Origin of the sequence: Pseudomonas sp. BF-B-15, assembly GCF_019946675.1 — a bacterium.
GTDB classification, from domain to species: Bacteria; Pseudomonadota; Gammaproteobacteria; order Pseudomonadales; family Pseudomonadaceae; genus Aquipseudomonas; species Aquipseudomonas migulae.
Genome location: NZ_JAGYFZ010000006.1, coordinates 18606 through 41415, shown reverse-complemented (window position 1 = coordinate 41415; position 22810 = coordinate 18606). Strand labels below are relative to the sequence as shown.

Genomic DNA, 22810 nt, shown 5'->3' with positions numbered 1-22810 from the left:
CCTTCACTCCCGATGGTCGTGGGTCTGGGTGATACGGCCCTGTTCCACGTGGAACAGAGCGACTGGCGTTTCCGTCTGCCAGCCTTCCCTCAATAATTCGTGATCTACACAGGTGATAAACACCTGGCAGCGTAAGTCTTCCAACAAGCGGCAAAGCGCGCGGCGGTGCTGCTCGTCCAGTTCGGACGGCAAGTCATCCACCAGATAAATACACTGGCCGCGTCGGGCCTGGCTGACCAGGTGCCCTTGGGCAATCCGCAATGCACAGACCACCAACTTCTGCTGACCGCGGGACAAGATGTCCGCGGCATTATGTGCACCCAATCTGAGGCGCAAATCAGCGCGTTGTGGTCCGGCCTGGGTATGACCCATCTGCTGGTCTCGCTGAACGGACCCAGCGAGCACTGCACTCAATTCGCGGTCTTTGTCCCAGCCTCGGTAATAGCTGAGCGTCAAACCTTCAAGCTCAACCAGTTCGCTCAAGGTCTGTTCAAAGACTGGTTTCAAGGCTTTGATATAGGCACGGCGGTATTCATCAATTTCAGCGCTGGCCTGGCACAGTTCCCTGTCCCAAACCGCTTGCGAAACGGCGTCAAGTGTACCATGCCGCAGCCAAGAGTTTCTCTGGCGCAGGGCCTTCTGCAAGCGCTGCCAGGTGGACATGAACCGCGGTTCCACGTGGAACACGCCCCAGTCGAGAAACTGTCGGCGAATCTTCGGTGCACCTTCAAGCAGGCGGAAGCTATCAGGGTTGATCAGTTGCAGCGGCAGGATCTCCGCCAGCTGTGCCGCACTGCGCGCGTTCTGCCCGTCAATACGGATCTGGAATTCGCCTTGGCGGTCCCGTGATATCCCCAGTGCGCTGTGCCCGCCCTCAGCCAACTCAACCTGACCGAATACGGTGCAGGCCAATTGCTCGTACTGAATAACCGGCAAAAGGCGGGTACTACGAAACGAACGGGCAAGCCCCAGCAGGTGAATGGCTTCCAGAACACTGGTTTTGCCGCTGCCGTTGGCGCCGTAAAGAATGTTGATTCGGGGGGAAGGGGAGAAGGTCACCGGGTGCAGATTGCGCACCGCGGTGACCGAGACGCGACTTAATGACATCTAGCTTCTGCTGAGCATGATTACAGACGCATCGGCATGACAACGTAGGCCGAGTCATCATTGTCGGACTCTTGCACCAGCGCACTGCTGTTGGAGTCGGACAGGATCAGGCGAACCTGCTCAGTGGTCATCACGCCCAGCACGTCGAGCAAGTAGCTCACGTTGAAGCCGATTTCCAGATTGCCGCCGTTGTACTCAACGCCCACTTCTTCTTCCGCTTCTTCCTGCTCCGGGTTGTTGGCCTGGATCTTCAACTGACCGCTGGCCAGTTGCAGACGGATACCGCGGTACTTCTCGTTGGACAGAATCGCGGTACGGCTGAAAGCTTCACGCAACGCCTGACGATCGCCGAGCACCAGTTTATCGCCGCCCTTCGGCAGAACACGCTCATAGTCCGGGAATTTACCGTCGACCAGTTTAGAGGTGAAGGTGAACTCGCCTGTCGTGGCGCGGATGTGATGCTGGCCCAGGACGATGCTGACATTGCCGTCCGGCTCGGTCAGCAGGCGCGCCAGCTCAAGGATACCCTTGCGCGGCACGATGACCTGGTGGCGATCCGGCTGACCGATGTCGGCCTGCATCGAGCACATGGCCAGACGGTGACCGTCGGTGGCCACGGCGCGGATGATCCCGGCCGAGACTTCCAGCAGCATGCCGTTCAGGTAATAACGCACGTCCTGCTGGGCCATGGCGAAGCTGGTGCGTTCAATCAGACGACGCAGTTTGCTTTGCTCAAGGCTGCAAGTCAGCGAACCCGGACCTTCTTCAACGGTCGGGAAATCGTTCGCCGGCAGGGTCGACAGGGTGAAGCGGCTACGGCCAGCCTTCACCACCAGCTTCTGCTCGTCGACCTTGATGTCGATCAGCGCGTCGTTCGGCAGGCTTTTGCAGATGTCCATCAGCTTGCGCGCAGGCACAGTGATGGAACCCGGGTCAGCAGGCTCTTCGAGTTGTACACGACCGACCAGCTCGACTTCCAGGTCGGTACCGGTCAGCGACAGTTGCTGGCCTTCGACAACCAGCAGCACGTTGGAGAGCACCGGCAAGGTCTGTCGGCGCTCGACGACGCCTGCGACCAGTTGCAGGGGTTTCAACAGGGCTTCGCGTTGAATGGTGAAATGCATGGTCTAGTCCCTTGCCTTAATAAGCTGCGCTGGTGTTCATCAAGTTGTCAGAGTACGCAGCAGGTTCTTGTAGTCCTCGCGGATGTCCGCGTCGGATTCCTTAAGTTCGTTGATCTTGCGGCAGGCGTGCAAAACAGTCGTGTGGTCGCGGCCGCCAAACACATCGCCGATTTCCGGCAGGCTGTGGTTAGTCAACTCTTTGGACAACGCCATGGCAACCTGACGCGGACGAGCGACCGAGCGTGAACGACGCTTGGACAGCAGGTCGGAAATCTTGATTTTGTAGTACTCAGCGACAGTGCGCTGAATGTTATCCACAGAGACCAGTTTGTCTTGCAGCGCCAACAGATCTTTCAGGGATTCGCGAATCAGCTCGATGGTGATATCGCGGCCCATGAAGTGCGAGTGGGCGATTACGCGTTTAAGCGCACCTTCCAGCTCACGGACGTTGGAGCGAATACGTTGGGCGATGAAGAACGCCGCGTCGTGGGGCAGATCGACTTTGGCCTGGTCGGCCTTTTTCATCAGGATCGCGACACGGGTTTCCAGCTCCGGCGGCTCGACGGCTACCGTCAGGCCCCAGCCGAAGCGGGATTTGAGGCGCTCTTCAAGGCCTTCGATTTCTTTAGGGTAGCGGTCACTGGTGAGAATGACCTGCTGGCCACCTTCGAGCAGGGCGTTGAAGGTGTGGAAAAACTCTTCCTGCGAACGTTCCTTGCGGGCGAAGAACTGAATGTCATCGATCAGCAATGCGTCCACCGAACGGTAGAAGCGCTTGAACTCGTTGATCGCGTTCAGTTGCAGAGCCTTGACCATATCGGCCACGAAACGCTCCGAATGCAGGTACACGACCTTGGCATTCGGGTTCTTCTTTAATAGATGGTTACCCACAGCGTGCATCAAGTGAGTTTTACCCAAGCCAACACCGCCATAAAGGAAGAGCGGGTTGTAACCGTGCTTGGGGTTGTCCGCCACCTGCCAGGCCGCAGCCCGGGCCAGTTGGTTGGACTTACCTTCGACGAAGTTCTCGAAGGTGAAAGTGCGGTTCAGGTAACTGGTGTGCTTGAGCGCACCTTCTACCTGCACCGTGCGCTGCTCGGAACGCACCGGGGCCTGTTGAGAACTGGCGCCGGCCATCGGATCGAAGCTGTCGCGCGATGGCTCTTCACTGACTTCGGCAACTTTCTGGGTCGAACGCTTGGTCGGTGTGGCCGTCGGGGCAGGTGCCGGAGCACTGACAGGCGCTTGAGCCGCCTGTGCCTGAGACGCGGCGGCAGCCAGTGGCGCATTCGGGGCAGCCCGTGGAGCCGAACTGCGTTTGCTGCCTATTAATAAGGAAAGCGCCGGCGCCATGCCATTGCCATGCTCATCCAGCAGTTCAAGGACGCGGCCCAGGTACTTTTCGTTGACCCAGTCGAGAACAAAACGATTCGGTGCGTAGACACGCAACTCGTCGCCTTCGGCTTCGACCTGTAGTGGACGGATCCAAGTGTTGAATTGTTGGGCAGGCAGCTCATCGCGCAAAAGCTCCACGCACTGCTGCCAAAGTTCCACTGACACGGATATCCCCTAAGTTGAAAGCCGGTGAGGCAAAAACAAGCGGCCATTGTAGCGACCAGACGCCGACTTATCCACACGTAGGTGGGTCACTGACCAAGAAGAATCAACGTTTTATAGGTAAAAAAGACGACCAGTGGTCTGTGCATAAGGTCTGTGGATAACCGCCCTTGAGGTCGTTGCACAAGTGGGGGCGAAACTCGGTGGATAACCTGCCTGTGGATAACAGCCCCTTTCACACACAGCTTATCCGACAGCGCAGCACAGGCTGACCACCGTTTTCCACCGTAGTTGTCATTCTCTGTACAGCACGGGATAGAAGGCCTGAAGGTAGTTATCCACAGATGATCGGTGTCCTAGCTTTTATAAGCTTTACAGAAAAGCTTTAAATACTTTCCTTCTTTATTTTTATATTTGGCTGGAGGTGAAGACGAGCAAAACGTCTGGAGATCTATTTATAAGGAAACGTTGGTTGGAAATTGACCTAGAGGCTTGCTTTCTCTAGAATCCCCGGTCTCTTAAAACGGGGGCCATTCCGGCCCGTTGTGGACGAACCAGGTAACACGACAATGAAACGTACTTTCCAACCAAGCACTATCAAACGCGCTCGTACCCACGGTTTCCGTGCTCGCATGGCTACCAAGAACGGTCGTGCCGTTCTGTCGCGTCGTCGCGCCAAAGGTCGTGCGCGTCTGGCAGTTTGATAAGCCGGCACTGGAGGTGAGTCAGGACTTCAGTCGGGAAAAGCGTCTGCTTACTCCCCGGCATTTCAAGGCAGTCTTTGACTCCCCTACCGGCAAGGTTCCGGGGAAAAATCTCCTGCTCCTTGCGCGCAACAACGATCTTGATCACCCCCGTCTAGGGCTGGTTATCGGGAAAAAGAGCGTAAAGCTCTCCGTCGAGCGCAATCGCCTCAAACGTCTGATGCGCGAATCGTTCCGTCTGAACCAGGATTCACTGGTCGGCTGGGATATCGTTATCGTCGCGCGCAAAGGTTTGGGTGACGTAGAAAACCCCGAATTGATTCAGCATTTCGGCAAACTCTGGAAGCGTCTGGCACGCAGCACGCCGGTACCAGCAGTCAAAACCGAAACTGTAGGGGTAGACAGTCCCGATGCGTAAACTGGCACTCGTTCCGATCCAGTTTTATCGCTATGCCATTAGTCCTCTGATGGCCAGTCACTGTCGTTTCTACCCCAGTTGTTCCTGCTACGCGTTAGAAGCCATAGAAAATCATGGCCTTCTGCGCGGTGGCTGGCTGACCTTTCGTCGTTTAGGTCGCTGTCATCCGTGGAATCCCGGTGGTTATGACCCGGTTCCACCTATCCCTACCTCCCGTTCTTCTTCGATGGCCGAGTAATCATGGATATCAAACGCACGATCCTGATCGTCGCCCTGGCAATCGTGTCCTACGTTATGGTTCTTAAATGGAACCAGGACTATGGCCAGGCTGCCCTGCCGACTCAGAATGTTGCTTCCAGTACTTCCGCACCGGGCCTACCGGATACGGCGACTGGCAATAATGCTTCTGTCAGTGACGACATTCCGCGCGCCGCAAGCGATACCAGTGCCACTGCACCTGCTGAAACACCAGTAGCTGCAAGCAAAGACCTCATCCAGATCAAAACGGATGTGCTCAACCTGGCTATCGATCCACAAGGTGGCGATGTTGCGCAGTTGACGCTGCCGCTGTATCCACGTCGCCAGGACCATCCGGAAATTCCATTCCAGTTGTTCGATAACGGCAACGAGCGGACTTATCTGGCTCAAAGCGGTTTGATCGGTACCGATGGTCCGGACGCAAGTCCTGCCGGTCGTCCGGTTTACTCCTCCGAGAAGAAGATCTACCAACTGGCCGACGGTCAGGACCAATTGGTTGTAGACCTGAAGTTCAGCAAGGACGGCGTCAACTACATCAAGCGTTTCACACTGAAACGTGGCCTGTACGACGTAACCGTTTCCTACGTGATCGACAACGAAAGCGCCAAGCCTTGGTCCGGTGCGATGTTCGCCCAACTGAAGCGCGACGCCAGCTCCGATCCTTCTTCCAGCACTGCCACCGGCACCGCGACTTACCTGGGCGCCGCCCTGTGGACAAGTAACGAGCCGTACAAGAAAGTGTCGATGAAGGACATGGACAAGGCTCAGCTGAAAGAAACCGTGAACGGTGGTTGGGTTGCCTGGTTGCAACACTACTTCGTGACTGCATGGATTCCGGCGAAGGGCGAAAACAACGTCGTCCAGACCCGTAAAGACAGCAAAGGCAACTACATCATCGGCTACACCGCCCCGGCAATGACTGTTGCGCCAGGTGCGAAAGCCGAAACCAGCGCTGTTCTGTACGCCGGTCCGAAAAGTCAGGCTGTGCTGAAAGAGTTGTCCCCAGGTCTGGAACTGACCGTCGACTACGGCATTCTGTGGTTCATTGCCCAGCCAATCTTCTGGCTGCTGCAACACATCCACGCGCTGGTCGGTAACTGGGGCTGGTCGATCATCTTCCTGACCATGCTGATCAAAGGGATTTTCTTCCCGCTGTCGGCAGCAAGCTACAAATCCATGGCCCGCATGCGCGCAGTGGCACCGAAACTGGCCGCGCTGAAAGAGCAACATGGCGATGACCGGCAGAAAATGTCGCAAGCCATGATGGAGCTGTACAAGAAAGAGAAGATCAATCCGCTGGGTGGTTGCTTGCCAATCCTCGTGCAGATGCCGGTTTTCCTCTCGCTGTACTGGGTTCTGCTGGAAAGCGTTGAAATGCGCCAAGCGCCGTTCATGCTGTGGATTACTGACCTGTCGATCAAGGATCCGTTCTTCATTCTGCCGATCATCATGGGTGCAACCATGTTCATCCAGCAGCAGTTGAACCCGACTCCTCCGGATCCGATGCAGGCCAAGGTGATGAAGCTGATGCCAATCATCTTCACCTTCTTCTTCCTGTGGTTCCCGGCTGGTCTGGTGCTGTACTGGGTAGTGAACAACTGCCTGTCCATCGCCCAACAGTGGTACATCACTCGTAAAATCGAAGCGGCTACTAAAGCAGCTGCCTGATTTACACTGTGGATAACCACTCAAAACGCCCCCTAGTGGGGCGTTTTGCTATCTGTCACTTTTGTCTGGATACCGGTTTATGAGCGCTCCTCGTGAAACCATCGCCGCCGTCGCCACCGCTCAAGGTCGTGGTGGCGTAGGCATCGTCCGTATTTCCGGGCCGCTGGCGAGCGTTGCGGCCAAGGCCTTCAGCGGTCGTGAACTCAAGCCGCGATTCGCCCACTACGGCCCGTTTTTCGATCAAAACGAAGAGGTGCTGGACCAGGGCATTGCCTTGTATTTTCCGGGCCCGAACTCGTTCACCGGCGAAGATGTGCTGGAACTCCAGGGCCATGGCGGCCCGATTGTTCTCGACATGCTGCTCAAGCGATGCCTTGAACTGGGGTGCCGTCTGGCACGACCAGGTGAATTCAGCGAGCGTGCGTTCCTCAATGACAAACTCGACCTGGCACAGGCCGAAGCAATCGCCGACCTGATCGAGGCCAGTTCTGCACAGGCCGCCCGCAATGCATTGCGCTCCTTGCAGGGGGCATTTTCCGATCGTGTGCATAACCTCACCGAGCAACTGATCGGCCTGCGGATTTACGTAGAAGCGGCCATCGACTTCCCGGAAGAAGAAATCGACTTCCTTGCCGATGGCCATGTACTGAGCATGCTCGACAAAGTCAGGGAAGAGTTATCCACCGTGCTGCGCGAAGCCGGGCAGGGTGCGTTGCTGCGTGACGGCATGACGGTGGTGATCGCCGGCCGGCCAAATGCCGGTAAATCCAGTTTGCTCAACGCACTGGCGGGTCGTGAAGCAGCGATCGTGACCGAGATTGCCGGCACCACCCGTGACATTTTGCGCGAACATATCCACATCGATGGCATGCCGCTTCACGTGGTGGATACCGCTGGTCTGCGAGATACCGATGACCATGTGGAAAAAATCGGTGTTGAGCGGGCGTTGAAAGCCATTAGCGAAGCTGATCGAGTGCTGTTGGTGGTCGATGCCACTGCAACGGAAGCACTTGATCCGTTCGCGTTGTGGCCAGAGTTCCTGGAAACCCGCCCGGATCCGGCGAAAGTCACGTTGATCCGTAACAAGGCCGACCTCACGGGTGAAGCGATTGCCCTGGAAGTCAGTGAGGATGGCCATGTGACCATCAGCCTGAGTGCCAAGTCGGCTGGCGAAGGCCTGGAACTGCTGCGTGATCATCTCAAGGCCTGCATGGGTTATGAACAGACGTCGGAAAGCAGCTTCAGTGCTCGCAGGCGTCACCTTGAGGCGTTGCGTCATGCCAGTGCATCCCTCGAGCACGGCCGTGCGCAGCTGACTCTGGCGGGTGCCGGCGAGCTACTGGCCGAAGATTTGCGCCAGGCTCAACATGCCTTGGGCGAGATCACCGGTGCATTCAGCTCCGACGACCTGCTGGGACGGATCTTTTCCAGTTTCTGTATCGGCAAATAGCCCTATCGTTGTCCACAGACAGGCCATTCGCGCCTGTCTGTTCTCACCCCTTTTCCTGAATTGCCTCCAGTGCCGAGCAGATTCTTTCTGCCCGGGCGGATTTTCTGCGCCCGGGATTTGATCAATCGCTGCTTTTCTGTGGATTAAGCCCTGTGAATAACTGCCGCTAAGGGCAGTTGATAACAGGGCCTCAAAACTGAAGATAACCGCCTCTGTGGATAACCACCCCTTTCATCCACAGGCTTACACCGGTTATCCAAGGGCCTCATTGGCACATGACCACAGGGTTTTGATTCTCTGTACATATTGAAAACAAAGGGCTGTAGGAATCTATCCACAGAAATGGTGCTCAGTAGAAATAAACATAAAAACAAAGATTTAATAAATTTCTTTCTTTTTAATTTCTATAACCCCGACTTCTCCACAGCTGGTTAAATTTTGTGCAAAGGGTTCTTTAGGAAGGGCGAAGTCCCTATACTTGTCGACCAGGTCCAAAAACCTGAGCTCAAACTATTCCTGAATTACCTACTTAAGCAGGCACGAGGTGCGTGGTGGATTTCCCTTCCCGTTTTGAAGTGATCGTCATCGGCGGCGGTCATGCCGGTACCGAGGCAGCACTGGCCTCAGCACGTATGGGGGCAAAAACCCTGTTGCTGACGCATAACGTGGAAACCCTCGGTGCCATGAGTTGCAACCCGGCCATTGGCGGGATCGGCAAAAGCCACCTGGTAAAAGAAATCGATGCCCTCGGCGGCGCGATGGCGATGGCTACCGATAAAGGCGGCATTCAGTTTCGCGTGTTGAACAGCCGCAAAGGCCCGGCCGTGCGTGCAACCCGCGCCCAGGCAGACCGGGTTCTGTACAAGGCCGCTGTCCGCGAAGCATTGGAAAACCAGCCGAACCTGTGGATATTTCAACAAGCCGCTGATGACCTGATCGTTGAACAGGAACAAGTGCGTGGTGTTGTCACCCAAATGGGCCTGCGTTTCTTCGCCGACTCCGTGGTGTTGACCACTGGCACCTTCCTCGGTGGACTTATCCACATCGGAATGCAGAATTATTCCGGTGGTCGTGCCGGTGATCCGCCGTCGATTGCCCTGGCTCGCCGTCTGCGCGAATTGCCACTGCGTGTTGGCCGATTGAAAACCGGTACGCCGCCGCGTATCGACGGTCGGTCTGTGGATTTCTCGGTGATGACCGAGCAAGCCGGTGATACGCCGATCCCGGTGATGTCGTTCATGGGTTCCAAAGAGCAGCATCCGAAACAGGTGAGCTGCTGGATTACCCACACCAACGCCCGGACCCACGAAATCATCGCAGCGAACCTCGACCGTTCGCCGATGTATTCCGATGCAGGGTTGATCGAAGGTATCGGCCCGCGTTACTGCCCGTCGATCGAAGACAAGATCCACCGCTTTGCCGACAAGGAAAGCCACCAGGTCTTCATCGAACCGGAAGGTTTGACTACTCACGAGCTGTACCCGAACGGGATATCCACATCCCTGCCGTTCGACGTGCAATTGCAGATCGTGCAATCGATTCGCGGCATGGAAAACGCGCATATCGTGCGTCCGGGCTACGCCATCGAGTACGACTACTTCGACCCGCGTGACCTGAAGTACAGCCTGGAAACCAAAGTTATCGGCGGTCTGTTTTTCGCCGGACAAATCAATGGCACCACCGGATACGAAGAAGCCGGCGCCCAGGGTTTGCTGGCCGGGGCCAACGCTGCACTGCGTGCGCAAGGCAAAGACGCCTGGTGCCCGCGTCGCGACGAGGCGTACATCGGCGTGTTGGTTGACGACCTGATTACCCTTGGAACTCAAGAGCCATACCGGATGTTCACATCCCGCGCCGAGTACCGTCTGATCTTGCGTGAAGACAACGCGGACCTGCGCCTGACCGAAAAAGGTCGCGAGCTGGGTCTGGTGGATGACGCGCGTTGGGCGGCGTTCTGCACCAAACGCGAAAGCATCACGCTGGAAGAGCAGCGCCTGAAAAGTACCTGGGTTCGCCCGGGCACCGAGCAGGGCGATGCGATTTCCGAGAAATTCGGCACGCCGCTGACTCACGAATACAACCTGCTCAACCTCTTGAGCCGTCCGGAAATCGACTACGCTGGTCTGATCGCTGTGACTGGCGGGGGCGCAGAAGATCCACAAGTCGCCGAACAGGTCGAAATCAAGACCAAATACGCCGGTTACATCGATCGTCAGCAAGATGAAATCGCACGTCTGCGGGCGAGCGAAGACACGAAACTGCCTGTGGATATCGATTACACGAACATTTCCGGTCTCTCCAAAGAGATCCAGAGCAAGCTCGGTGCGACCCGTCCAGAAACACTGGGCCAGGCGTCACGCATTCCGGGTGTCACACCGGCAGCCATTTCGCTGTTGATGATTCATTTGAAAAAACGCGGCGCGGGCCGTCAGTTGGAGCAAAGCGCTTGAGTTCGTTGGTCACCTCGCAACACGCCGAAGAGTTATCCACAGGTGCTCGCCAGCTCGGTGTCACATTGACCGAAACCCAGCACGCGCAGTTGTTGGGTTATCTGGCCCTGTTGATCAAATGGAACAAGGCCTACAACCTGACCGCTGTGCGCGATCCGGACGAAATGGTCTCGCGTCACCTGCTCGATAGTTTGAGCGTGATGTCGTTCATCGAAAACGGTCGCTGGCTGGACGTTGGCAGCGGCGGCGGCATGCCGGGCATTCCACTTGCAATCCTGTTTCCAGAGTCCCAAGTGACCTGCCTGGACAGCAACGGCAAGAAAACCCGCTTCCTGACCCAGGTCAAACTCGAACTCAAACTGGATAACCTGCAAGTTATCCACAGTCGCGTCGAAGCCTTCCAGCCTGCACAGCCTTTCAACGGGATCATTTCCCGGGCGTTCAGCAGCATGGAGAACTTCAGCAACTGGACGCGCCACCTTGGCGATGCCGATACACGTTGGCTGGCAATGAAGGGCGTTCATCCGGCCGATGAGCTGGTAGCATTGCCGGCAGACTTCCACCTCGATAGCGAACACGCCCTGGCTGTACCTGGTTGCCAAGGCCAACGCCATCTGCTGATACTGCGCCGCACGGCATGATTGGGAACACAAGCAAGAATGGCTAAGGTATTCGCGATAGCGAACCAAAAGGGTGGTGTGGGTAAAACCACCACCTGCATCAACCTCGCAGCTTCCCTGGTTGCTACCAAGCGCCGGGTGCTGTTGATCGATCTCGATCCACAGGGCAACGCCACCATGGGTAGCGGTGTGGATAAACACGGCCTGGAAAACTCGGTCTATGACTTGCTGATCGGCGAATGCGATCTGGCCCAGGCCATGCACTTCTCCGAGCACGGTGGTTACCAGCTGTTGCCGGCCAACCGCGACCTGACCGCGGCCGAAGTGGTTCTGCTGGAAATGCAGATGAAGGAAAGCCGCCTGCGCAGCGCGCTGGCGCCGATCCGTGAAAACTACGATTACATTTTGATCGACTGCCCGCCGTCGCTGTCGATGCTCACGCTGAACGCTTTGGTCGCGGCTGACGGGGTAATTATCCCCATGCAGTGCGAGTACTTTGCGCTCGAAGGCTTGAGCGACCTTGTGGATAACATCAAGCGCATCGCAGAACTGCTGAACCCGAACCTGAAAGTCGAAGGCCTGTTGCGCACGATGTATGACCCGCGCCTGAGCCTGATGAACGACGTGTCGGCGCAGTTGAAAGAACACTTCGGCGAGCAGCTCTACGACACGGTTATCCCGCGTAACATCCGCCTGGCCGAAGCGCCAAGCTATGGCATGCCGGCGCTGGCTTACGACAAGACTTCGCGGGGCGCCATTGCCTATCTGGCACTTGCCGGCGAGATGGTTCGCCGTCAGCGCAAAAACTCACGCACTGCCGCAGCTCAGGCAACTTAAGGAATCCCCATGGCCGTCAAGAAACGAGGTCTCGGACGTGGACTGGATGCACTGCTGAGCGGTCCGACTGTCAGCTCGCTGGAAGAGCAGGCTGTACAAGCCGATCAGCGTGAGCTGCAGCATTTGCCCCTGGACCTGATCCAGCGCGGCAAGTACCAGCCGCGTCGGGACATGGACCCGCAAGCGCTGGAAGAACTGGCGCAATCGATCAAGGCCCAGGGCGTGATGCAGCCGATCGTGGTTCGCCCGATCGGCAGCGGCCGCTTCGAAATCATCGCCGGCGAACGTCGCTGGCGTGCCAGCCAGCAGGCTGGCCAGGAAACCATCCCGGCGATGGTGCGCGATGTGCCGGATGAAACCGCCATCGCCATGGCGCTGATCGAGAACATCCAGCGCGAAGACCTCAATCCGATCGAAGAAGCGGTGGCCTTGCAGCGTTTGCAGCAGGAATTCCAGCTGACTCAGCAACAAGTGGCCGAAGCGGTGGGCAAATCCCGCGTGACTGTGGCCAACCTGCTACGCTTGATCGCATTGCCTGAAGTTATCAAGACCATGCTGTCGCACGGTGACCTGGAAATGGGTCATGCCCGTGCTTTGCTTGGTTTGCCGGAGAATCAACAGGTTGAAGGGGCGCGACATGTTGTCGCACGGGGGCTGACTGTGCGCCAGACTGAGGCACTGGTTCGCCAGTGGTTGAGTGGCAAACAGGAGCCTGCCGAACCGGTAAAACCGGACCCGGATATCGCCCGACTCGAGCAGCGTCTGGCTGAGCGCCTAGGCTCTGCGGTGCAGATCCGACACGGAAAGAAGGGGAAAGGGCAGTTGGTCATTGGTTACAACTCCCTCGATGAGCTTCAGGGTGTGCTCGCACACATTCGCTGAAACATTTCCTCATGTAGCGTGCAGTCGGAAATCACTACCTGACAGTTGAATAGGGGCAGAACCGCCCCTATACTCTGCGCGCATTTTGTCGGCACAAATTATGCCAAGTTATTGAATTCTGGCAGCCGACCATTGGGGAGTATTAGTGATGGAAACCCGCACGCCAAACCGCTTGCCGTTCCATCGCCTGGCAGTTTTTCCGGTGTTGATGGCTCAGTTTGTCGTGTTGCTGATCGCCGCTTTGGCGCTGTGGCAATGGCACGGAGTCGTTGCCGGGTACTCAGGACTCTGCGGAGGCCTGATAGCCTTGCTACCCAATGTTTATTTCGCTCACAGGGCATTTCGGTTTTCCGGCGCCCGAGCAGCTCAAGCCATCGTCCGGTCTTTTTATGCCGGCGAGGCGGGCAAACTGATTTTGACGGCAGTGCTTTTTGCATTGACGTTTGCAGGTGTGAAGCCATTGGCGCCGCTAGCTGTATTCGGCGTCTTCGTGTTGACCCAACTGGTCAGCTGGTTCGCGCCCCTGCTGATGAGAACAAGACTTTCGAGACCTTAGGGCGTTTGAGGCAACCATGGCAGAAACAACCGCTTCGGGCTATATCCAGCACCACTTGCAGAACCTGACCTTCGGTCAGCACCCAACCGGCGGGTGGGGTTTTGCCCACACCGCAGCAGAAGCCAAAGAAATGGGCTTCTGGGCTTTCCACGTCGATACCCTCGGCTGGTCGGTCGCTTTGGGTCTGATCTTCGTTCTTCTTTTCCGCATGGCGGCAAAGAAAGCGACTTCCGGTCAGCCTGGTGCTTTGCAGAACTTCGTTGAAGTATTGGTCGAATTCGTCGATGGCAGCGTGAAAGACAGCTTCCATGGCCGTAGCCCGGTGATTGCACCGCTGGCACTGACCATCTTCGTCTGGGTCTTCCTGATGAACGCCGTCGACCTGATCCCGGTCGACTGGATTCCTCAGCTGGCCATCCTGATCACTGGCGATGCGCACATTCCGTTCCGTGCCGTATCGACCACTGACCCGAACGCTACCCTGGGCATGGCCCTGTCGGTGTTCGCGTTGATCATTTTCTACAGCATCAAGGTCAAGGGCATCGGCGGCTTTGTCGGCGAGCTGACCCTGCACCCGTTCGGCAGCAAGAACATCTTCGTTCAGGCCCTGCTGATTCCGGTGAACTTCCTGCTGGAGTTCGTGACGCTGGTAGCCAAGCCAATCTCCCTGGCACTGCGTCTGTTCGGCAACATGTACGCCGGCGAGCTGGTCTTCATTCTGATTGCTGTGATGTTCGGCAGCGGTCTGCTCTGGCTTAGCGGCCTGGGCGTAGTTCTGCAGTGGGCGTGGGCTGTGTTCCACATCCTGATCATCACCCTGCAGGCGTTTATCTTCATGATGCTGACCATCGTTTACCTTTCGATGGCGCACGAAGAGAACCATTAAGGCCAGTCTCGACTAGTCTGATGTCCCACCCGGTCAAACGGGTGGGGGCCCGAACAGGGCTATGAAACGATTTGTTTTACCGCTTTAAAATCTAAAAAACCTAAACCATACGACGTAAAAGTCGGGAGGAAAGATGGAAACTGTAGTTGGTCTAACCGCTATCGCTGTTGCACTGTTGATCGGCCTGGGCGCACTGGGTACCGCAATTGGTTTCGGCCTGTTGGGCGGCAAGTTCCTGGAAGGCGCAGCGCGTCAGCCAGAAATGGTTCCAATGCTGCAAGTTAAAATGTTCATCGTTGCCGGTCTGCTCGACGCCGTAACCATGATCGGTGTTGGTATCGCTCTGTTCTTCACCTTCGCGAACCCATTCGTTGGTCAACTCGCTGGCTAATCACTCGAACCTTCGAGTGATTGGTTTGATGTGCAACGAACGAGCGAGGTGTTGGCGTGAACATTAATGCAACCCTGATTGGCCAGTCCGTTGCGTTCTTCATTTTTGTACTGTTTTGCATGAAGTTCGTGTGGCCTCCGGTCATCGCGGCTTTGCACGAACGTCAGAAGAAGATCGCGGATGGACTGGACGCTGCCGCCCGAGCAGCTCGCGACCTGGAGTTGGCCCAAGATAAAGCGGGTCAACAACTGCGCGAAGCTAAGGCTCAGGCAGCTGAAATCATTGAGCAAGCCAAGAAACGCGGTAACCAGATTGTTGAAGAGGCTGTTGAAAAAGCCCGTATCGACGCTGACCGTGTGAAGGTTCAGGCTCAGGCCGAGATCGAGCAGGAACTGAACAGTGTCAAAGACGCGCTGCGTGCCCAACTGGGTGCACTGGCCGTTGGCGGCGCCGAGAAGATCCTGGGTGCCACAATCGATCAAAACGCGCACGCGGAGCTGGTAAACAAACTGGCTGCTGAAATTTAAGCGAGGGCGATCATGGCAGAATTGACCACGTTGGCCCGACCTTACGCTAAGGCAGCCTTCGAGCACGCCCAGGCCCACCAGCAACTGGCCTCTTGGTCAGCCATGCTCGGCCTGGCTGCAGCAGTGTCGCAAGACGACACCATGCAGCGCGTGCTCAAGGCCCCGCGACTGACGAGCGCAGACAAGGCCGCCACGTTTATTGACGTGTGCGGCGACAAGTTTGATGCCAAGGCACAGAACTTCATCAACGTCGTTGCCGAAAACGACCGTCTCCCGCTGTTGCCGGAGATATCCGCTCTGTTCGACCTGTACAAGGCCGAACAAGAGAAGTCGGTAGACGTTGAAGTGACCAGTGCTTTTGCATTGAACCAAGAACAGCAAGACAAACTCGCCAAGGTTCTCAGTGCACGACTCAACCGGGAAGTGCGCCTGCAAGTCGAGGAAGACAAATCCCTTATTGGGGGCATTGTCATCCGCGCCGGCGACCTGGTTATCGATGGCTCGGTTCGCGGCAAACTCGCGAGCCTTGCCGAAGCATTGAAATCTTGAGTTTGAAGGGGCAGCAGAGCAATGCAGCAACTCAATCCTTCCGAAATAAGTGAAATTATCAAGGGCCGCATCGACAAGCTCGATGTGACCTCCCAAGCCCGTAACGAAGGCACTGTCGTCAGCGTATCTGACGGTATCGTGCGGATTCACGGTCTGGCCGACGTAATGTACGGCGAGATGATCGAGTTTCCGGGCGGCGTCTTCGGTATGGCCCTCAACCTGGAGCAAGACTCTGTAGGTGCCGTTGTATTGGGCGCATACCAGACTCTGGCTGAAGGCATGAGCGCCAAGTGCACCGGCCGCATCCTCGAAGTTCCGGTTGGTAAGGAACTGCTGGGTCGCGTAGTCGACGCACTGGGTAACCCAGTTGACGGCAAAGGTCCGCTGAACAACACCGAGACCGACGCGGTCGAGAAAGTTGCTCCAGGCGTGATCTGGCGTAAGTCGGTAGACCAGCCTGTACAGACTGGCTACAAGGCTGTCGATGCCATGATCCCTGTCGGCCGTGGCCAGCGTGAGCTGATCATCGGTGACCGTCAGATCGGTAAAACCGCTCTGGCGATCGACGCGATCATCAACCAGAAAAACAGCGGCATTTTCTGCGTCTACGTAGCGATCGGTCAGAAACAATCGACCATCGCCAACGTGGTTCGCAAGCTGGAAGAAAACGGCGCACTGGCTAACACCATCGTCGTGGCAGCGAGCGCTTCGGAATCTGCAGCACTGCAATTCCTGGCACCGTACTCCGGTTGCACCATGGGTGAGTACTTCCGCGACCGCGGTGAAGACGCGCTGATCGTTTATGACGATCTGTCCAAGCAAGCAGTGGCTTACCGCCAGATTTCCCTGCTGCTGCGCCGTCCACCAGGCCGTGAAGCTTACCCAGGCGACGTGTTCTATCTCCACTCCCGTCTGCTGGAGCGCGCATCCCGCGTTTCGGAAGAATACGTAGAGAAGTTCACCAACGGCGCAGTGACCGGCAAAACCGGTTCCCTGACCGCACTGCCGATCATCGAAACCCAGGCTGGCGACGTTTCCGCGTTCGTTCCGACCAACGTGATTTCCATCACCGACGGTCAGATCTTCCTGGAATCGGCCATGTTCAACTCCGGGATCCGTCCTGCTGTGAACGCCGGTGTTTCGGTATCCCGTGTGGGTGGTGCCGCTCAGACCAAGATCATCAAGAAGCTCTCCGGTGGTATCCGTACCGCTCTGGCTCAGTACCGTGAACTGGCGGCATTCGCCCAGTTCGCTTCTGACCTGGACGAAGCGACCCGTAAGCAACTTGAGCATGGTCAGCGCGTTACCGAGCTGATGAAGCAGAAGCAATACGCACCAATGTCGATCGCTGACATGGCGCTGTCGCTGTATGCCGCTGAGCGTGGGTTCCTGACTGACGTTGAAATCGCCAAGATCGGCAGCTTCGAACAAGCGCTGATTGCTTTCTTCAACCGCGATCACGCCGAATTGATGGCGAAGATCAACGTGAAGGGTGACTTCAATGACGAAATCGACGCTGGCATGAAAGCCGGTATCGAGAAGTTCAAGGCCACCCAAACCTGGTAAGCCGCAGCGGGAGCCGCAAGGCTCCCGCTTGCTAACCTGATAGGTGTTACATGGCAGGCGCAAAAGAGATTCGCAGTAAGATTGCGAGCATCAAAAGCACGCAAAAGATTACCAGCGCCATGGAAAAAGTGGCGGTCAGTAAAATGCGCAAGGCACAAATGCGCATGGCTGCTAGCCGTCCTTACGCGGAGCGCATCCGCCAGGTTATTGGCCATTTGGCCAACGCTAACCCGGAATATCGCCACCCATTCATGATCGACCGTGAAGTAAAGCGCGTTGGTTATGTCGTGGTGAGCAGTGACCGTGGTCTGTGTGGTGGCTTGAACACCAACCTGTTCAAGGCTCTGGTCAAGGACATGGCGGTAAACCGCGAAAACGGCGTCGAGATTGATCTGTGTGTTGTTGGTAGCAAGGGTGCGGCTTTCTTCCGCAACTTCGGCGGTAACGTCGTAGCAGCTATCAGCCACCTGGGTGAAGAGCCGTCGATCAATGACCTGATCGGCAGCGTCAAGGTGATGCTGGATGCCTACCTGGACGGCCGTATTGACCGCCTGTCCGTGGTGTCCAACAAGTTCATCAACACCATGACGCAAACGCCTACCGTGGAGCAGTTGATTCCACTGGTGGCAACCCCGGATCAAGGACTCAAGCACCACTGGGATTATCTGTACGAACCGGACGCCAAAGAGCTGCTTGACGGCTTGATGGTCCGTTACGTGGAGTCGCAGGTCTACCAGGCGGTGGTCGAGAACAACGCGGCTGAACAAGCTGCGCGGATGATCGCGATGAAGAACGCTACCGACAACGCCGGTGATTTGATCAGCGATTTGCAGCTGGTCTACAACAAGGCGCGTCAGGCTGCGATCACCCAAGAGATCTCGGAAATCGTCGGCGGCGCTGCCGCGGTTTAACGGTTCAAATATTCAGAGGATCCAGCTATGAGTAGCGGACGTATCGTTCAAATCATCGGCGCCGTTATCGACGTGGAATTCCCACGCGACAGCGTACCGAGCATCTACAACGCTTTGAGTGTAAAAAGCGATGCAGGCACCACTCTCGAAGTTCAGCAGCAGCTGGGCGACGGCGTGGTTCGTACCATTGCGATGGGTTCCACCGAGGGCTTGAAGCGCGGTCTGGAAGTCACCGACTCTGGCGCAGCCATCTCCGTACCGGTCGGTAAAGCGACTCTGGGCCGGATCATGGACGTACTGGGCAACCCGATCGACGAAGCTGGCCCGATCGCCACCGAAGAGCGCTGGGGCATTCACCGTCCTGCGCCAACCTTCGCTGAGCAAGCGGGCGGCAACGACCTGCTGGAAACCGGCATCAAGGTTATCGACCTGGTTTGCCCGTTCGCCAAGGGTGGTAAAGTTGGTCTGTTCGGTGGTGCCGGTGTAGGCAAAACCGTAAACATGATGGAACTGATCCGTAACATCGCCATCGAGCACAGCGGTTATTCCGTGTTCGCCGGTGTGGGTGAGCGTACTCGTGAGGGTAACGACTTCTACCACGAGATGAAGGACTCCAACGTTCTGGACAAAGTGGCACTGGTTTACGGTCAGATGAACGAGCCGCCGGGTAACCGTCTGCGCGTAGCACTGACCGGCCTGACCATGGCCGAGAAGTTCCGTGACGAAGGTAACGACGTTCTGCTGTTCGTCGACAACATCTATCGTTACACCCTGGCCGGTACTGAAGTATCCGCACTGCTGGGCCGTATGCCTTCCGCAGTAGGTTACCAGCCGACCCTGGCCGAAGAGATGGGTACTCTGCAAGAGCGTATCACTTCGACCAAAAACGGTTCGATCACCTCGATCCAAGCGGTATACGTACCTGCGGATGACTTGACTGACCCGTCGCCAGCGACCACCTTCGCCCACTTGGACGCCACCGTCGTTCTGTCCCGTGACATCGCTTCCCTGGGTATCTACCCAGCGGTCGATCCACTCGACTCGACTTCTCGCCAGCTGGACCCGAACGTAATCGGCCAGGACCACTACGATACCGCTCGCGGTGTACAGTACGTTCTGCAGCGTTACAAAGAACTGAAGGACATCATTGCGATCCTGGGTATGGACGAGCTGTCGGAAGCCGACAAGCAGTTGGTAAACCGTGCTCGTAAGATCCAGCGCTTCTTGTCGCAGCCGTTCTTCGTGGCTGAAGTCTTCACCGGTGCCTCGGGTAAATACGTTTCCCTGAAAGACACCATTGCTGGCTTCAAAGGCATCCTCAACGGTGACTACGACCACCTGCCAGAACAAGCGTTCTACATGGTCGGCGGCATCGAAGAAGCGATCGAGAAAGCCAAGAAACTGTAATCCCGGCGCCCGGCAACGGGCGCTAATTTAGGTTGAGGCAATCAGATGGCTATGACAGTCCATTGCGATATCGTCAGCGCGGAAGGAGAAATCTTTTCCGGCCTGGTCGAGATGGTGATTGCGCACGGTGCACTGGGTGATCTTGGTATCGCCCTGGGCCACGCGCCGCTGATCACTAATCTCAAGCCTGGCCCGATCCGCCTGGTCAAGCAGGGCGGGGAAGAGGAGGTGTATTACATCTCCGGTGGTTTCCTCGAGGTTCAGCCGAACATGGTCAAGGTTCTTGCCGACACCGTGCAACGAGCTGCCGACCTGGACGAAGCCTCCGCTCAGGAAGCCGTTAAGGCTGCCGAGAAGGCCTTGCATGAGCGGGGCGCGGAATTCGATTACGGTTCTGCTGCCGCACGTCTGGCCGAGGCTGCAGCTCAGCTGCGCACCGTCCAGCAGATCCGCAAGAAGTTTGGCCACTAACAGGCCATCACTTGTTGCGCGATTGATTAAAAAGGGTAGCCTCGGCTACCCTTTTTTCTTTTCCGATTTTCATAACCTGGTCGCAGCCGCTGACCATCCAGGATTGGTAGCCAGTCATGTCTCTTGAAATTGTTATCCTCGCTGCCGGCCAAGGCACTCGCATGCGCTCGGCACTGCCGAAAGTCCTGCATCCGATTGCCGGCAACTCGATGCTTGGCCATGTTATCCACAGCGCGCGGCAACTTGATCCACAGCGCATCCACGTGGTGATTGGCCATGGTGCCGACGCCGTACGTGAGCGACTGGCAGCCGATGATCTGAATTTCGTCCTGCAGGACAAACAGCTGGGTACTGGCCACGCGGTTGCTCAGGCAGTCCCGTTCATTGAATCCGACACCGTCCTGATTCTTTACGGCGACGTGCCGTTGATCGAAGTCGAGACTCTTCAACGTCTGCTCAAGCAGGTTGCACCGCAGCAATTGGGTTTGCTGACCGTTCAGCTGGATGATCCAACCGGCTATGGCCGCATCGTTCGTGATGCTGCCGGCAAGGTGACGGCTATCGTCGAGCAGAAAGACGCCAACGAAGCCGAGCGTGCGATCACTGAAGGCAACACCGGCATTCTCGCACTGCCGTTCGCGCAACTGGGCGGCTGGATGAGCCGTCTTTCCAACAACAACGCCCAGGGCGAGTACTACCTGACTGACGTGATTGCCATGGCAGTCAGTGATGGTCTGGTGGTGGCGACCGAGCAGCCTCACGATGCGATGGAAGTGCAGGGCGCCAATGATCGCAAGCAGCTTTCCGAGCTCGAGCGTCATTATCAACTGCGCGCGGGTCGTCGTTTGATGGCCCAGGGCGTGACCCTACGCGACCCGGCACGTTTCGATGTCCGCGGTGACATCACTGTCGGTCGCGATGTGCTGATCGACATCAACGTGATTCTCGAAGGCAAGGTTGTCATCGAAGATGACGTGGTGATCGGCCCGAACTGCGTGATCAAGGACAGCACTTTGCGCAAAGGCGTGGTGATCAAGGCGAACAGCCATATCGAAGGCGCGATCATGGGCGAAGGCAGCGATGCCGGTCCATTCGCGCGCCTGCGTCCCGGCTCCGTGCTGGAGGCTCGCGCGCATGTGGGTAACTTTGTCGAGCTGAAAAACGCTCACATGGGCGAAGGCGCCAAGGCCGGTCACTTGGCCTATCTGGGCGATGCCGAGATTGGCGCACGCACCAACATCGGTGCGGGCACTATCACGTGCAACTATGACGGTGCCAACAAGTGGAAAACCGTGTTGGGTGAGGATGTGTTCATCGGTTCCAACAACTCGTTGGTGGCGCCTGTGGATATCTCTAGCGGTGCGACCACTGCGGCCGGATCGACAATTACGCAGAATGTGGATAACGCGCAGTTGGCCGTAGGCCGTGCACGCCAGAAGAACATCGATGGCTGGAAGCGGCCAGAGAAAATCAAAAAGGCCTGAGTTATCCACAGTTCATGCCATCGTCTTCGCGGGCAAGCCTCGCTCCTACAGATTTCACGTCGTTCTCCGATAGTGAACAAATCCCGTAGGAGCGAGGCTTGCCCGCGAAGCTTTTATCCACAGACCTTTTTATCGCCTCGCGCTTGACGAAGTTTCGCCAATAGGTTTTGATTGCTTCCGTTATCTTTCGAATCGAAACTTACCAGGTCATGTCGAAGCGCAATACACCTCAACGCCGTCACAATATCCTCGCCTTGCTCAATGAGCAGGGCGAAGTCAGTGTTGATGAATTGGCCAAGCGCTTCGAAACCTCGGAAGTTACGATTCGCAAGGACCTGGCGGCGCTCGAAAGCAATGGTCTTTTGTTGCGCCGGTATGGCGGTGCGATCACCATGCCTCAGGAACTGGTCGCCGATATCGGGCAACCGGTTTCCAGGTACAAACAGGCGATCGCCCGTGCTGCCGTTGCGCGGATCCGCGAGCATGCCCGGATCATCATCGACAGTGGCAGTACCACGGCAGCGATGATTCCGGAACTTGGTCAGCAGCCGGGCCTGGTGGTGATGACCAACTCGCTTCATGTCGCCAACGCCTTGAGTGAACTCGAGCATGAACCGGTGCTGCTGATGACCGGCGGTACCTGGGACCCGCATTCCGAGTCTTTCCAGGGGCAGGTCGCCGAGCAAGTGCTGCGCTCTTACGATTTCGATCAGTTGTTCATCGGTGCCGACGGCATCGACCTGGTGCGCGGTACCACCACCTTCAATGAATTGCTGGGACTCAGCCGCGTCATGGCGGATGTTGCCCGCGAAGTGATCGTGATGGTGGAGTCCGACAAGATAGGCCGCAAGATTCCCAACCTGGAGCTGCCATGGAGCAGCGTCCATACCCTAATTACCGATGATCGCCTGCCGCTGGAGGCACGCGATCAGATACAAGCCCGCGGTATCACGCTGATATGCGCGGCTGTCAGTCAGGAGAAATAGC

General features: G+C 56.8%; 23 protein-coding genes. 20 read left to right on the top strand and 3 right to left on the bottom strand.

Features of this window, described 5'->3' with window-relative positions; genetic code table 11:
* Window positions 1-3 precede the first annotated feature (3 nt).
* The 3 genes from recF to dnaA are packed head-to-tail and all read right to left on the bottom strand — an operon-like array spanning window position 4 to window position 3791.
* Window positions 4-1107 carry a DNA replication/repair protein RecF gene (recF, locus tag KGA97_RS03455; protein ID WP_008041454.1) on the bottom strand — a complete coding sequence of 368 codons (1104 nt, stop codon included), beginning with the start codon at window positions 1105-1107 and terminating at the stop codon, window positions 4-6.
* 20 nt (window positions 1108-1127) lie between these two features.
* Window positions 1128-2231, bottom strand: coding sequence for a DNA polymerase III subunit beta (gene dnaN, locus KGA97_RS03450; RefSeq protein WP_008027555.1), 1104 nt, complete (start codon window positions 2229-2231; stop codon window positions 1128-1130).
* A gap of 39 nt (window positions 2232-2270) precedes the next feature.
* Window positions 2271-3791 (bottom strand): chromosomal replication initiator protein DnaA, encoded by a 1521-nt coding sequence (gene dnaA, locus KGA97_RS03445; RefSeq protein ID WP_008027554.1) that lies wholly within the window; start codon window positions 3789-3791, stop codon window positions 2271-2273.
* 566 nt (window positions 3792-4357) lie between these two features.
* On the opposite strand from dnaA, the gene rpmH reads away from it, so the two are divergent.
* The 20 genes from rpmH to KGA97_RS03345 all read left to right on the top strand — a co-directional run bounded on the left by rpmH (window position 4358) and on the right by KGA97_RS03345 (window position 22809).
* Entirely contained in the window at window positions 4358-4492 is a 135-nt protein-coding gene (gene rpmH, locus KGA97_RS03440; RefSeq protein WP_003213577.1) for a 50S ribosomal protein L34, read from the top strand.
* A 16-nt stretch (window positions 4493-4508) separates the two neighbouring features.
* Complete coding sequence (gene rnpA, locus KGA97_RS03435) at window positions 4509-4910, top strand: ribonuclease P protein component (protein ID WP_028620331.1); 402 nt, start codon at window positions 4509-4511, stop codon at window positions 4908-4910.
* On the top strand, window positions 4903-5148 hold the full coding sequence (yidD, locus tag KGA97_RS03430; protein WP_010207715.1) for a membrane protein insertion efficiency factor YidD: 246 nt from the start codon (window positions 4903-4905) through the stop codon (window positions 5146-5148). Before rnpA ends, yidD begins: the two co-directional genes overlap by 8 nt.
* Before the next feature lie 2 nt (window positions 5149-5150).
* Window positions 5151-6836, top strand: coding sequence for a membrane protein insertase YidC (gene yidC, locus KGA97_RS03425; RefSeq protein ID WP_008041448.1), 1686 nt, complete (start codon window positions 5151-5153; stop codon window positions 6834-6836).
* Between the two features lie 79 nt (window positions 6837-6915).
* Window positions 6916-8286, top strand: a complete 1371-nt coding sequence (mnmE, locus tag KGA97_RS03420; RefSeq protein WP_223480221.1) for a tRNA uridine-5-carboxymethylaminomethyl(34) synthesis GTPase MnmE — start codon at window positions 6916-6918, stop codon at window positions 8284-8286.
* Between the two features lie 551 nt (window positions 8287-8837).
* Window positions 8838-10736: a tRNA uridine-5-carboxymethylaminomethyl(34) synthesis enzyme MnmG gene (mnmG, locus tag KGA97_RS03415; RefSeq protein WP_008027545.1), complete on the top strand. Its 1899-nt coding sequence runs from the start codon at window positions 8838-8840 to the stop codon at window positions 10734-10736.
* Window positions 10733-11377: a 16S rRNA (guanine(527)-N(7))-methyltransferase RsmG gene (gene rsmG / locus KGA97_RS03410; RefSeq protein WP_007948096.1), complete on the top strand. Its 645-nt coding sequence runs from the start codon at window positions 10733-10735 to the stop codon at window positions 11375-11377. Before mnmG ends, rsmG begins: the two co-directional genes overlap by 4 nt.
* Window positions 11378-11395: 18 nt before the next feature.
* A complete protein-coding gene (locus KGA97_RS03405) occupies window positions 11396-12193 on the top strand; it encodes a ParA family protein (protein WP_008027543.1) in 798 nt (265 codons plus the stop codon).
* 9 nt (window positions 12194-12202) lie between these two features.
* The gene (locus tag KGA97_RS03400; protein ID WP_008027541.1) at window positions 12203-13075 is read left to right on the top strand and encodes a ParB/RepB/Spo0J family partition protein; all 873 of its coding nucleotides are present in this window, start codon (window positions 12203-12205) and stop codon (window positions 13073-13075) included.
* A gap of 148 nt (window positions 13076-13223) precedes the next feature.
* The gene (locus KGA97_RS03395) at window positions 13224-13631 is read left to right on the top strand and encodes a F0F1 ATP synthase subunit I (protein ID WP_008027539.1); all 408 of its coding nucleotides are present in this window, start codon (window positions 13224-13226) and stop codon (window positions 13629-13631) included.
* A 16-nt stretch (window positions 13632-13647) separates the two neighbouring features.
* Window positions 13648-14517, top strand: coding sequence for a F0F1 ATP synthase subunit A (atpB, locus tag KGA97_RS03390; RefSeq protein WP_008027537.1), 870 nt, complete (start codon window positions 13648-13650; stop codon window positions 14515-14517).
* A 133-nt stretch (window positions 14518-14650) separates the two neighbouring features.
* Window positions 14651-14908: a F0F1 ATP synthase subunit C gene (atpE, locus tag KGA97_RS03385; RefSeq protein WP_002555987.1), complete on the top strand. Its 258-nt coding sequence runs from the start codon at window positions 14651-14653 to the stop codon at window positions 14906-14908.
* A gap of 56 nt (window positions 14909-14964) precedes the next feature.
* On the top strand, window positions 14965-15435 hold the full coding sequence (locus tag KGA97_RS03380; protein ID WP_008027535.1) for a F0F1 ATP synthase subunit B: 471 nt from the start codon (window positions 14965-14967) through the stop codon (window positions 15433-15435).
* Between the two features lie 12 nt (window positions 15436-15447).
* On the top strand, window positions 15448-15984 hold the full coding sequence (locus KGA97_RS03375) for a F0F1 ATP synthase subunit delta (RefSeq protein ID WP_008027533.1): 537 nt from the start codon (window positions 15448-15450) through the stop codon (window positions 15982-15984).
* A 21-nt stretch (window positions 15985-16005) separates the two neighbouring features.
* Window positions 16006-17550 (top strand): F0F1 ATP synthase subunit alpha, encoded by a 1545-nt coding sequence (gene atpA, locus KGA97_RS03370; RefSeq protein WP_008027530.1) that lies wholly within the window; start codon window positions 16006-16008, stop codon window positions 17548-17550.
* Between the two features lie 50 nt (window positions 17551-17600).
* Window positions 17601-18461, top strand: coding sequence for a F0F1 ATP synthase subunit gamma (gene atpG / locus KGA97_RS03365; RefSeq protein WP_008027528.1), 861 nt, complete (start codon window positions 17601-17603; stop codon window positions 18459-18461).
* Between the two features lie 27 nt (window positions 18462-18488).
* On the top strand, window positions 18489-19868 hold the full coding sequence (gene atpD / locus KGA97_RS03360) for a F0F1 ATP synthase subunit beta (RefSeq protein ID WP_008027526.1): 1380 nt from the start codon (window positions 18489-18491) through the stop codon (window positions 19866-19868).
* A 45-nt stretch (window positions 19869-19913) separates the two neighbouring features.
* Complete coding sequence (locus tag KGA97_RS03355) at window positions 19914-20339, top strand: F0F1 ATP synthase subunit epsilon (protein WP_007969909.1); 426 nt, start codon at window positions 19914-19916, stop codon at window positions 20337-20339.
* Between the two features lie 116 nt (window positions 20340-20455).
* The gene (gene glmU, locus KGA97_RS03350) at window positions 20456-21823 is read left to right on the top strand and encodes a bifunctional UDP-N-acetylglucosamine diphosphorylase/glucosamine-1-phosphate N-acetyltransferase GlmU (RefSeq protein ID WP_192417792.1); all 1368 of its coding nucleotides are present in this window, start codon (window positions 20456-20458) and stop codon (window positions 21821-21823) included.
* A 209-nt stretch (window positions 21824-22032) separates the two neighbouring features.
* A complete protein-coding gene (locus KGA97_RS03345) occupies window positions 22033-22809 on the top strand; it encodes a DeoR family transcriptional regulator (RefSeq protein WP_008027522.1) in 777 nt (258 codons plus the stop codon).
* The last annotated feature ends 1 nt before the right edge of the window (window position 22810 follow it).

Bases quoted from the DNA above. Each gene is read 5' to 3' on its own strand.
- recF (WP_008041454.1), bottom strand. From the start codon at position 1,107: ATGTCATTAAGTCGCGTCTCGGTCACCGCGGTGCGCAATCTGCACCCG.
- dnaN (WP_008027555.1), bottom strand. From the start codon at position 2,231: ATGCATTTCACCATTCAACGCGAAGCCCTGTTGAAACCCCTGCAACTG.
- rpmH (WP_003213577.1), top strand. From the start codon at position 4,358: ATGAAACGTACTTTCCAACCAAGCACTATCAAACGCGCTCGTACCCAC.
- yidD (WP_010207715.1), top strand. From the start codon at position 4,903: ATGCGTAAACTGGCACTCGTTCCGATCCAGTTTTATCGCTATGCCATT.
- yidC (WP_008041448.1), top strand. From the start codon at position 5,151: ATGGATATCAAACGCACGATCCTGATCGTCGCCCTGGCAATCGTGTCC.
- mnmE (WP_223480221.1), top strand. From the start codon at position 6,916: ATGAGCGCTCCTCGTGAAACCATCGCCGCCGTCGCCACCGCTCAAGGT.
- KGA97_RS03405 (WP_008027543.1), top strand. From the start codon at position 11,396: ATGGCTAAGGTATTCGCGATAGCGAACCAAAAGGGTGGTGTGGGTAAA.
- KGA97_RS03400 (WP_008027541.1), top strand. From the start codon at position 12,203: ATGGCCGTCAAGAAACGAGGTCTCGGACGTGGACTGGATGCACTGCTG.
- KGA97_RS03395 (WP_008027539.1), top strand. From the start codon at position 13,224: ATGGAAACCCGCACGCCAAACCGCTTGCCGTTCCATCGCCTGGCAGTT.
- atpB (WP_008027537.1), top strand. From the start codon at position 13,648: ATGGCAGAAACAACCGCTTCGGGCTATATCCAGCACCACTTGCAGAAC.
- atpE (WP_002555987.1), top strand. From the start codon at position 14,651: ATGGAAACTGTAGTTGGTCTAACCGCTATCGCTGTTGCACTGTTGATC.
- KGA97_RS03375 (WP_008027533.1), top strand. From the start codon at position 15,448: ATGGCAGAATTGACCACGTTGGCCCGACCTTACGCTAAGGCAGCCTTC.
- atpA (WP_008027530.1), top strand. From the start codon at position 16,006: ATGCAGCAACTCAATCCTTCCGAAATAAGTGAAATTATCAAGGGCCGC.
- atpG (WP_008027528.1), top strand. From the start codon at position 17,601: ATGGCAGGCGCAAAAGAGATTCGCAGTAAGATTGCGAGCATCAAAAGC.
- atpD (WP_008027526.1), top strand. From the start codon at position 18,489: ATGAGTAGCGGACGTATCGTTCAAATCATCGGCGCCGTTATCGACGTG.
- KGA97_RS03355 (WP_007969909.1), top strand. From the start codon at position 19,914: ATGGCTATGACAGTCCATTGCGATATCGTCAGCGCGGAAGGAGAAATC.
- glmU (WP_192417792.1), top strand. From the start codon at position 20,456: ATGTCTCTTGAAATTGTTATCCTCGCTGCCGGCCAAGGCACTCGCATG.
- KGA97_RS03345 (WP_008027522.1), top strand. From the start codon at position 22,033: ATGTCGAAGCGCAATACACCTCAACGCCGTCACAATATCCTCGCCTTG.